We start from the raw sequence: 11648 nt of genomic DNA, 5'->3' as shown, positions 1-11648 counted from the left end.
GATTCCTAACGTGAAGCGATGCACGATGAGCCAGTTCCCCGATACGACGGCGGCATGGACGGCATTAATGGGCGACATGCAGGGCCAGCGCCTGCTGCGCCTGCACTTTCCGCATGGCGACGGCCCTGCCGGCGTCCAGTTCCTGGCCAACAGCCTGGCCGCCAGCGAAAGCCTGTCGCGCGATTTTTCCTATGTGGTGGAAGTATTGTCCGACGACGCCTACATCGCCCTCGACAAAGTGATGGGCAAGATGGTGAGCATCGAACTGGTGCGCGAAGACGGCACCTTGCGCTACTTCAATGGCTATGTGTTCGAATTCCGCTTCCTGCGCACGGACGGCGGTTTTGCTTTCTATGAAATGGTGCTGGAACCATGGCTGTCGCACCTGCACTTGCGGCAAAACAATGTCGCCTTCCACGGCTTGACGGTGGCGGCGCTGACGGACAAGGTCTTCGATGACTACCTGATGCGCGACTACAAGCTGGCCGCCAGCGGCCTGGACCCCGCCATCACCTATACATGCCAGCACAACGAGAGCGACCACAACCTGCTGCACCGCCACTGGGAGCAGCTGGGATGGCACTACCGCTACGAACACCGCTTTGACGGCCACACCTTGTGGCTGTCCGACGACAGCACCACCGGCAAGCCCATCGATGGCGATCTGAGCGAAATGCCCTTCCAGCACCAGGCCGGTTCCCTGGAAGACGATGGCGTGCATCAATGGAGCACGATGCGGCGCATGGCCCCAAGCCAAATGACGGTAGCCAGCTTCAATTTCAAGATTCCGCGCAGCGCCCGCGCCAGCCGCGACTCATTGAACCGGCAAGGCGCCGTGCCCGCCCTGGAGGTATATGAAAACACGGGCAGCTACGGTTTTAAAAACATCGATGATGGCGAGCAGCTGGCCCAGCGCCGCATGGAAGAGCGCGATGCCCAGGGCCAGCTGTTCGAGGCGCAGGGCAACGACCGCACGGCGCAACCGGGACGCTGGTTCACCCTGGGCGGGCATTTCGACAGCGCAGCCAGCGAATACCTCATCCTGTCCGTGCACCACTACGCCAGCAACAACTATCAGCAGGGACACGGCGCCACCTCTCACTACAGCAACACATTCACCTGCATCGCCCGTGACATCCCCTGGCGCCCCGGCCGCAACTTCCATAGCCGCGAACCGAAGATCTACGGCGTGCAGACGGCCACCGTGGTCGGGCCGCCCGGCGAGGAAATCCACACGGATGGTTACGGACGGGTAAAGGTGCAATTCCACTGGGACCGACTCGGTACCTTCGACGACAAGAGTTCACCCTGGATACGGGTGATATCGAACTGGGCCGGCCCGAATTTCGGCCACATCAGCCTGCCCCGGGTGGGCATGGAAGTGGCCGTCCAATTTCTCGACGGTAACGTCGCCATGCCCATCATCATCGGCTGCGTCTACAACGCGCGCAACATGCCGCCATGGGAGCTACCGGCCAACAAGACGCAAAGCGGCATGCTGAGCCGCTCGTCAAAAAAAGGTTCCGCCGCGCACGCCAACGCCCTGCGCTTCGAAGACCGCAAGGATGCGGAAGAGCTGTGGCTGCATGCGGAAAAGGACCAGCGCATCGAAGTCGAGCATGACGAATCGCACTGGGTCGGCAACGACCGGCGCAAAACCGTCGACCGCGATGAAACCGTGCACGTCAAGCGCGACCGCACGGAGACGGTGGACCACGATGAAGACATCACCGTGCACAACAACCGCAGGGAGCGTGTGGACCACGACGAACACATCGACATCGGCGACAACCGCCGCGAACACGTGGGCGGCAACGAGCAGGTGCAGATCGACGGCCACCGCTCGGAACGGGTGACCCTGGCCAAGGACGAAACGATCGGCCTGGCCAAGGTGCTGACCATCGGCGCCGCCTACCAGACCACCGTCATCGGCGCCATGAACACCACCGTGGTGCTGGCGCAGGCGGAGCAGATCGGCCTGGCGAAAAGCGTCATCGTCGGCGCCGACAGCACACTCACGGCCGCCGATTCGCACACGATGACGGTAGGTACGTCCAGCATCACCATCACGCCGGGACGCATTGAACTGGTTGCCGATGAAATCATCATCCGCGGCAGGTCCAAGGTGCAGATTCACGGCGACGACATCGACAATAATCCGGGCTGACGATGAACGACGCCGGCACCGCCCATTTCAACGTTCCCAACCTGCTCTTCGACAACCGCACGCCGCACGCGGCCAGCCAGTTCGACATGGTTGATCAATTCGGCGAGGCCTTTCATGTGGTGGTGGCACGCATGGGCTACACCCTGGGCCCGTGCGGCGCCGATGGCGTGGCCAGCCTGCTGCCCATGGCACGCCAGTCGCCGCTGGCCACGGAAGACCGGCACCTGCACGACGACACGCAGGCGGGCACGGTGCAGGAGAGCGACTTCGCGCCCTACAAGCCGCGCTGCGACCTGATCGTCAATGGCGTGGCGCACGCGCCGCGCGGGCAGGCGATGCTGCAATTTCTCGTCAATTTGAAAGTACAGTCAAAAAAGAAGACCCTGATCGACAAGACCTTGCAGGTGTGCGGCGAGCGCGCCTTCCGCAAGAAAGCCATCCTCACCCGCCTGGCCCAAGGCTGCGCCCGCGTCGCCACGGCGGGCTTGCTGCGGCCCAATCCGTGGCACTTGTCCACGCCGGAACCGTTCCTGCAATTGCCGCTGCACTATGCCTATGCGTATGGCGGGCAATGCCGCATCGAGGCCGACGACTGCAACGCGGCGAAGCACGATTCCTGCCAGGCCAATCCGCTGGGGCGCGGCTTTGCGCGGCACTGGTACCTGGATGCGAAACAGATCAATGAGGTGCCAGCACCGCGCATCACGCAGCCGTCGCAGCCATGTACGGCCGCCCAGTTCTGGCAAGGCGCGGGCGGCAAAGAGCTGCCCGCGCCGGCGGGGCTGGCCGTTATCGGCCGTGGTTGGCTGCCGCGCCGCGCACTGGCCGGAAACATCGTGGAAAAAGACACATGGGGTGCCGACGAAGTCCCCTTGTTACCGGAAGACTTCGATTTCGCGTACTGGAACAGCACGCCTCCCGACCAGCAATGTCCGTACCTGGCGGGACTGGAGCAATTTACGCTGACCAACCTGTGCCGCCACGACCATCCGTCGGCCCGCATCGACCCGCGCGGCAACACCGTGCTGCGCTTCGCCCTGCCCCAACAAGTACTGTGCCTGCTACTGGCGGACAAGAACGACCAGTTGCTCGTCTGGCGCCTGGCCATCGATACGGTGCTGATCGCCCCTGAAGCGGCCAGCGTGGAACTGGTGTGGCGCGCCATTGTGCCGGCCGATGCGGGCCAGGTGGAGTCGCGCCTGCTGCACGTGATGGAGCCGGCGCAGATCGCACGCATCGAACTGCTGGAACAGGCCCAGGAAGCACTGGGCAAGGCGGCCGAACAAGGTAAAGACAAATGACGAATGAAACCGTCACCAAAGCCTCGCGCTTCTATTGCGTCAGCCTCAGCCCCGACATTTGCAAGACGCCCGTCGGCTCCAGCACGCCGCCTATTCCCTACAACATCATCGGCGAGTTTGCGGAAGCGCAGAACGCCTCGCCCAACGTCAAGTCGCACAGCGAACCCGTCATCCTGCACCAGCGCAGCACCATTCCCACCGTCAAGGGCGACGCGGCCGGCAAGGCGGGCGGCGTCAAGAGCGGCACCGTCGGCAAGCAGGTCGACACCAAGGTCGCCAGCCCCATCCACCGCGCCAACGGCGCCAGCCTGGTGCAGATGGGACGCGAAGTATGGATGAATTCGCGCAATACCGTGGGCAAGATTTACGAGCGGGGTGCGGAAGCGGCCAAGCCCGTGCTCAAGGAACTGAAGGCGGCGATACGGGAGGCGGCACACGATTACAAGGATCATGGTTCCAAGAAAATGCATGGCGCCGCCGAAGACCTGGTGGACGCGGGCGGCGCCGTCCTGACAGGCAGCGCCGTGCTGGGCGTGGCTGGCGTTGGCGTGGCGGCAACGGGAGTGGGCGCCCCCGTTGCCGCCGCGATGGAAGCGGGGGCGGCAGCAGGCGCCGTTGCCGGCACGGCGACCGTTGCCAGTGGAACGGCACTGGAAGCCTCTGCCACGGTGCTCGACCAGGCGGCCGATTACATATTGACAGGCAAGACACCAGATCTACTGAGCACCGCTGCGGACATCGGCATGAATGTCGCCGGCAACGTATTGCAGGCGGCAGTATTCAGCAAGGCTCCAGGCGGAAAAATACTGAGCAAGTTCCTGGGCAAAAAGGCGGCGCCGACCATCAACAAGGTCAAGGACAAGCTGGTCGGCAAGAAACCGGACAAGCCGCCCCAAAAGTTCGACAAACCGCCACCGAAAAACGGCGGCGACGACGGCAAGAGCCGTGGCAAGAAAGAACCGAAATCGGAGCCGCCCTCCGACTGCTGCCCGAAAGATAGCGGCCCCGCGAAAAAACCCGTCAAGGGCCGCAAGCCCGTGCATTTCGGTACGGGCCAGGAAATCCTGTACCAGACGGATTTCGCGCTCGAGCGCAGCATCCCCATCACTTGGACGCGCTGCTACCGCTCCGGCGCCGAATGCGAAGACTGGGGCTTGCTGGGCGCGCGCTGGTCCACGCCCTACACCACCAGCCTGTCGCTGAGCGACGCCGGCATCGTGTTGCACGACGACAGCGGCCGCGCCCTGCGCCTGCCTGGCCTGGAAGCGGGCCAGCAGCACGATAGCCGCAAGGAAGGTTTTACGCTGACGCGCGACGGCGCCGACACCTTTACCGTGCTGTGGCGCGACGGCAGCAGCGACCGCTACGCGCGCGCTGAAGGCGGCTGGCTGCCGCACGGCTACGACGGCGTCAACGCCATGCTGGCCCCGTCCGCGCCGATTGCCACACAGCGTTTTGCGCTCGTGCGCAGCGAAGGGCGCGATGGACGCGGCATCAGCATCGACCGTTTCATGGAGGCCAAACCGGGCGAAGTGCTGCTGCGCCTGCGCAGCGACGATGGCGGCGTGCTCGAAGCCATGCGCGGGGAGACGGAACAGTCCCCCCGCATCGGCCGGGTTGACGAAGTGCTGGCGGACGGCAGCCGCCTGTGCCATGTCCGCTACGCCTATGCCAGCGAAACGGACGATGCCCAGCCACCCTTCGCGCCCCGCCACAACCTGGTCAGCCAGTCGAATGCGCTGGGCGACACGCGCCGCTACAGCTATCGTCACCACCTGCTCACGTCGTGCAGCAGCTACACGGGTTTTACGTACGAGCTGGAATGGATCAGCCTGGACGCGCTGCGCGCCCGCTGGCGCGGCTCGCCATTAAGCGAACAGGAACTGGCGCAGCGCCATCCCGTCAGCTTGGCCAACAGCTACCAGGCGCGCGCCATCGCCACGCGCGCCCGGGATGGCAGCGAGCACACGCGCATCGATTACGTGGACAACGACACGAGCCGCGTCACGGAAAACGGCGGCGTCCTCGAATACACCTTCGACGCCAACTGGCTGGTCACCGAAGTGCGCCGCGTGATCGACGGCAAGGCAGCCTCGCTGGGCCGGCGCGAATGGGACCGCGATGGCATGCTGCTGGCCGATATCGACGCCAACGGCGCCGCCACGCGCTACGCCTACGATGCGGCCGGCAACCTGACCCGCAGCACCGATGCCAAGGGGCACAGCAGCAACATCGACTACGACGGCCAGAACCAGCCCGTCGCCTTCACGGATGCGCTGGGCAATATCACACGCCGCGAATACGATGCGGCAGGCCGTCCCGTCAGCATCACCGATGCGCTGGGCCACGTCACGCGCTACCGCTACGACCAGCGCGGCCAGCTGGTGGAACTGATCGACGCCAGAGGCGGCAGCAAGCATTTTCAGTACAACCGCCAGGGCTGGCTGACCGCCTATACAGATTGCTCCGGCCACACCAGCGAATATGCCTACGATGCACTGGGTCGGCTGGAAACGACGCGCGATGCGCTGGGCCATGCCACCCGCTACGAGTATGACGCGCTGGGCCGGCTGATCCGCCTCACGGCGCCCGATCAAACGCGGGAACAGTACGCCTACGATGCGGACGGCAATCTGGTCTTGCACGAGGATGGCGCCGGCCAGCAGACGCGCTACCGCTACAGCGGCCAGGGCTTGCCCGTGGAACGCACGGACGCCATCGGCCAGACGGTGCAGTACCGCTACGATGCCGCACTGCAACTGACGGAATTGATCAACGCCAAGGGTGAAAGCTACCGGCTCGCGTATCACACGGAAGGCTGGCTGACGTCGGAAACGGGCTTCGACGGCAAGCGCACGCAATACAGCTACGACCAGGCCGGCAACCTGAGCGCCACCGAGTGCGGCAAGCAACGCACGGAACTGCTGCGCGACGCGCTCGGTTTGTTATCAGTCAAGACCACGTCGGATGGCGTGGTGCGCTACGCCTACGATGCGCTGGGGCGGCTGACGGGCGTGTCCGCGCCGCAAGCCGAACAGCGTTTCTTCCACGATGCGCTGGGCCAGCTGACCGAAGAGCGCAGCGCATATTTCCTGCAATCCCTGCCCGACGCCGGCAGGCTGCCCAACGTCCCGCGCGCGCCGGACGCCAGTTTCGTCATGACGCACGCCTATGATGAGCTGGGCAACCGCATCCAGACGGTCCTGCCGAACGGACGCCGCGTCGATACCCTGCGTTACGGTTCCGGCCAATGGCATGGCGTGCTGTGGCAAGGCAAAGCCGTGGTCGACGTGGAGCGCGACAAACTGCACCGCGAAAAACAGCGCACCCTGGGCAACAGCGGCCTGCTCGCCACGCGCCAGTACGACCCGCAATCGCGGCTCACCCAGCTGACCCTGGCGCGCGGCGCCGACGCACCCGCCCCCGTGCGCGAACGCCGCTTCGAATACGATGCGCAAGGCAACCTGACAACCATTTTTCAGACAGGCGCCACCGCTGCCGGCCCGCTTGGCAAACTCAGCTATACCTACGATCCCGTCGGCCAACTGCTGGCCGCCGTGCAGCCGGGCCTGGCAGAACGCTTCGCCTTCGCCCCCGCAGGCAATCTGCTCGACAAGGCTCCCGCGCCCGGCAACGTCCTGAACAACTATGGCGATACCGACTACGATTACGACGAGCAAGGCAACGCCGCCGGCAAACGCTTCCATCCTCCAGGCAGGGAGTCGACCTGGAGCGACCTGGAACTGCACTACGACGCCGAGAACCGCCTCAGCCACGCCAGCAGGATGGAGCGCCAGTCGCACCACCGCGCCCGCTACTTTTATGACGCCTTCAGCCGTCGCATCGCCAAGCGGGTAGAAGAAGCACGCTGGAGCAAGCAGCAAGACATCAGCAAAGACCAGCCCGCCCGCACGAGCGCCACCACCACCTTCTTCGTCTGGGACGGCGACACGCTGGCGCAGGAACTTGGACACGAAGAGACGGTCACATACCTGTACGAGCCGGACAGCTTCGTGCCGATGGCCAGGATCGCTTCGCCAGCCTGCCGCCAGGCAAGCGCCGTACATCTGCCACGCGTGGCGCAGTGGGATTTACCCGCTACCCGGCACGATGCCGAACTGCAAGCGGCAATTGCGCAAGAACAGGCGGACAGTGAAGCGCTGCATGCCTCGGCATTGCAGCATACCTTGGCGGCAGCCGACGGCGCGGTAGCGCACGACCGCATCACCTACTACCACTGCGACCACCTGGGCACGCCGCGCGAACTGACGGATGCGCAAGGGAACGTGGTCTGGAGCGGACGCTACAAGGCATGGGGACGCTTGCTGCACGTCGAGGGAGAAATCAAGCAGCCGCTGCGGTTTCAGGGGCAGTATGAGGATGGGGAAACGGGGCTGTTTTATAACCGTTACCGCTACTATGATCCGGATGTAGCCAGGTACGTGACCCAAGATCCAGTTGGCTTGCTTGGTGGATTAAATACATATACATATGCACCAAATCCCACTGGCTGGAGTGACCCATTAGGGTTAGCAAAGAAATGTGCAAAAAACACACCATGCAATCCTTGTATTGGTAAAAATCCATCAGCTTCAGCAACAAAATGGCAAGGTAAGCCGCCCTACCCAGGAGTCGATGCATATACAAATATTGTTTTAAAAAAAGGGACTATCTTATATTCCCTTTATCCGTACGGTCCCAAACCCGGAAATTATTACAGCGACAGAATGACACTTATTTCCGCAAATGGAAGCGCATTGGCATACAATAATTTAACGCAAATCTCACATTCCGGAAACACTCCAGGGGCGCGACCGATGAGAGATCAGGTTCAAGCATTCAAACTATCGGAAGATATCTGTGCAGGCACGGGAAAAGCATTGGCAAATACATTACTAGGCGCAGGAGGAGGAAACCAATACTTTATTGATGATTCAGATATACCAAAACTCAAAGCCAACGCAAAAATATTTAAATTTCCGAGGCCGTAAATGAATATAAATAAAAATACTGGAGATATTGAAATAAATGAGAATTTTCACGTAAACAAAAACACATCAATCAAAGAAATAAAAAACATAAATTTTCTTGAAAGCTTTGGAAAAATAAATGAATTTGAAACATATAGCATGCAAAATATTCAATTTCTCAATCTGGAAACAAGAGTAAATCTCAGATTTAAAAATGGAATTCTTTATATTATTGAAATAATCTGGACAGATGGAATCACCAATAGACTTGGCTATGACTCCAGTCACTCGGACATGATCAATGAAAAAAAATATCTAAGTAAGTTAATTTCAAAATCACTAGATCAACCAGCTGAAACATCGACTAAGTACGAGGATTTTTTTTCTTTCTCGTGGGGATACATAATAGTCAAAGCAGATCAAAAATCATCACTTTGCTCAACAATGATAATATATGGCAAAAATACAAACATATGATAGAGAATAAATATTAATTAACAGAGTACTCCAATAAACCTTTCCTATTCCGATAGAGATATGGAAAAACATACACCCAACATAGAAAACTTAGAAGAAAAAATTTCCGGAAAAAATCTTGAAAAATTGCTCGTGGTTTTGGATGAATTCAAAAAAGAACAAAGAAATATTTCAGATTTTGAAATATATATTCAAAACAACAACGAAGATATTAAAATAACTTTCGTACCAAATTTTGCATCCGTCGAAAAAATACTAGGTGGAAAAACATCATTGGGAAGATCCATCACTTATACCATTTCAAAAAAGACGATAAAAATCATCAGTTCAAACTATCATAGATAAAACGAGACTATCAATGAATTAGAATTCATTATAATTAACTATGAAAAAATTGCGTCTGGAAGAAAAATATCTTAAAAGCTTGCGAAAAAAAATTATCGCAAAGAAAACTGCTCCACTTACAAGCAACGAGCTTGATTTTTTTGCTCGCTCGCTCGAACACCAATTTTATTGCGCGGAACTACATCGGATTATCTGGGATATAGCATGGCAAAGTCCGCCAAACGCAGCCATGTTGAAAATTGCAAAAAACATCATCACCATCAATGTATCTGCCGACGACGACAACGTTTTCAATGGCCATATTGAACCTGTATTTAGTTACTACCTACACAACTCACCAAGCCACGAACAAGAGAAAATTCTCGATAGCTTCGAAAAAAGCAAATCCCTGAGATTGCGCATGATTGTGGCCGAATTCCATATGTTAAAAAATCATATTTTGAAAGGTTTCCACATGATGGCAAAAATACTTGATGAAGCCAATACAGATCATGCTATCTCTGATTCAATCTGCATGTGGGTCACGCAAAATGGAACTTTGGAACTAAAGAACTCTTTTCTTCATGATGCGACTCAAGAACGGAAAAAGGAAATATTTCCTATGCAAAAACTCTAGAGTGGATATGCGAAAATCTAATCCGCTAGCGCTCATGGTGTAGTGTCAGGTTGGGAATTATCATATTATCACTCCTTAACCAGGGCATCCGGCAAGGTTTTAAAAAATGAAAAAAGTATCATTTGACACAAAAAATGGTTATCTCCTATTGGACGGCATCATGATGGCGCCACTTAACGAATCTGATTTTATTAAAATTGCAAAAGAAAATGACATTGAAATAGAAGACAACAAAACCAATACTTTCGTGCACAATTTATCAACGTGCGGAAGCTTGAATGAATTTGAGTTTGGCATAAATTTTATCTTTGAAAATTATTGCATGAAGAGTGTATGGCTATCGTGGGATGGAGGAAATACCAAAAAATATGGATACAACTCAACGGAAAATCAGTTGATATCCGACAAGAACAACCTGGCCAGATTACTTGCTAAAGTGTTGGAAAAAAATCCTGACGAAGTAAAAAAATCTTTCTCCGCATTCAACTTTCCATGGGGCAGCATTTCAGCTTCAGCATCTATTCAATCCGCGATGGCATCAATTGGAATATCCTGGAATATGCACTATTTTCATACACAATAAATCAAAGGACAAAAATGAAAATTCTTATTTATCCACATAAGGATTTTTTGTCAAGCATGAAGTTTGAAATTAACAAGGGAGCTGATATGCACATTAAGCTATCCAAGGCTTGGAATGCCAAACTAATCACGCCAGAAATAATTAATCTACTGATCAATGAAAATTCATATAAAAAGAGTTGGAAATATGTTGTTTGCATTTTTCTAAATTCAAGTTTCTTCTCCGCTTACTTTTATGCCAAATCAGAAAACTATAAGATAAGCCTGGTTGATGAAAATAATAAACTGATAAAAATTCACAAAATTAAAATTATTGACAATGGATATAATTCGTGATGTCAAATTTGAAGATGGATATTTTTCTGCAAACGAATCAATCATTCTATTTAGAGGGATGAAAAGAAAAAATCTACACTCGATGGATCAAGACTGGGAAGCATGGGTAATGCATGAAGAAGAGGTAATCGCCTACAAAACAAGTTTCAAACTAAAGAAATTGAGAATAATCGTTATTTGTTTTTTTGAGAAAGATGATGGCCCCATAAAATGCTGGGATTTTGGTCCGGAAAATTGCATGGATGGTTTTCAGTCTAAACCAGAAGGAAAATATACAAGAAGAGTGAGACGCTGGTTTCTGGATGATTTTGGCATCGTTCTGCCGCAATCAGGGCCGTGGGGGAAAATAGACGCCTGCCACGACCCACATAATCAAACCACATCAGTTTTTTGCGCCTATCAATAAAACCAATATTAAATTCAGATTACCATATATATGAGTATTTCCGATATAGGACACGAGATGGCAATTTTAAACATACCATCAAATGCTTTCTCGATTGGCGATCCGACTCAGGATGAGAGTCTGTGCATCAGAGAAAAAAATGGATATTGGGAGGTTTTTTATTATGAACGAGGAATAAAAACAGGGCTTCGCTTTTTCAAAGAAGAACATGAAGTCTGTGAAAATTTTTTATTCACAATAAAATCCTGGCTTATGTAATTTGAAAATAATATTTTTCGTATTTATCCTCTATTACAAGAATAACCATGAGACCCATAAAAAGTCACATTTTAGACACTATCAATATAGGAATACTCTGCCTGAATTTTGACGAAGCAAAAGAATTTTACATTGATAATCTCGGATTTTTTATTACGATGGATAGCATCATTCAGTGTAATTCAGGCAC

10 protein-coding genes are annotated in these 11648 nt (G+C 54.9%); all 10 read left to right on the top strand.

All coding sequences use genetic code 11. From position 1 onward, the window contains the following. Positions 1-25: 25 nt before the first annotated feature. Entirely contained in the window at positions 26-2167 is a 2142-nt protein-coding gene (locus AC3RCG_RS07010; protein WP_492405237.1) for a type VI secretion system Vgr family protein, read from the top strand. A 2-nt stretch (positions 2168-2169) separates the two neighbouring features. Continuing rightward, positions 2170-3468 (top strand): DUF2169 family type VI secretion system accessory protein, encoded by a 1299-nt coding sequence (locus AC3RCG_RS07005; protein WP_492405239.1) that lies wholly within the window; start codon positions 2170-2172, stop codon positions 3466-3468. Then, positions 3465-8459 (top strand): RHS repeat-associated core domain-containing protein, encoded by a 4995-nt coding sequence (locus tag AC3RCG_RS07000; protein ID WP_492405241.1) that lies wholly within the window; start codon positions 3465-3467, stop codon positions 8457-8459. Before AC3RCG_RS07005 ends, AC3RCG_RS07000 begins: the two co-directional genes overlap by 4 nt. Next, entirely contained in the window at positions 8460-8915 is a 456-nt protein-coding gene (locus AC3RCG_RS06995) for a hypothetical protein (protein WP_141749853.1), read from the top strand. A 60-nt stretch (positions 8916-8975) separates the two neighbouring features. Beyond that, entirely contained in the window at positions 8976-9260 is a 285-nt protein-coding gene (locus tag AC3RCG_RS06990) for a hypothetical protein (RefSeq protein WP_141749852.1), read from the top strand. Between the two features lie 40 nt (positions 9261-9300). After that, positions 9301-9876, top strand: coding sequence for a hypothetical protein (locus AC3RCG_RS06985; RefSeq protein WP_492405243.1), 576 nt, complete (start codon positions 9301-9303; stop codon positions 9874-9876). 106 nt (positions 9877-9982) lie between these two features. Beyond that, positions 9983-10459: a hypothetical protein gene (locus tag AC3RCG_RS06980; protein ID WP_492405245.1), complete on the top strand. Its 477-nt coding sequence runs from the start codon at positions 9983-9985 to the stop codon at positions 10457-10459. 14 nt (positions 10460-10473) lie between these two features. After that, on the top strand, positions 10474-10794 hold the full coding sequence (locus AC3RCG_RS06975; RefSeq protein WP_492405247.1) for a hypothetical protein: 321 nt from the start codon (positions 10474-10476) through the stop codon (positions 10792-10794). Next, positions 10778-11200: a hypothetical protein gene (locus AC3RCG_RS06970; RefSeq protein WP_139143860.1), complete on the top strand. Its 423-nt coding sequence runs from the start codon at positions 10778-10780 to the stop codon at positions 11198-11200. The genes AC3RCG_RS06975 and AC3RCG_RS06970 overlap by 17 nt, the downstream gene beginning before the upstream one ends. Before the next feature lie 57 nt (positions 11201-11257). Further along, the gene (locus AC3RCG_RS06965) at positions 11258-11458 is read left to right on the top strand and encodes a hypothetical protein (RefSeq protein ID WP_492405249.1); all 201 of its coding nucleotides are present in this window, start codon (positions 11258-11260) and stop codon (positions 11456-11458) included. The last annotated feature ends 190 nt before the right edge of the window (positions 11459-11648 follow it).

It is taken from the genome of Janthinobacterium sp. GW823-FHT01H08, assembly GCF_058797855.1.
This window is presented reverse-complemented; position numbering and strand designations above follow the sequence as displayed.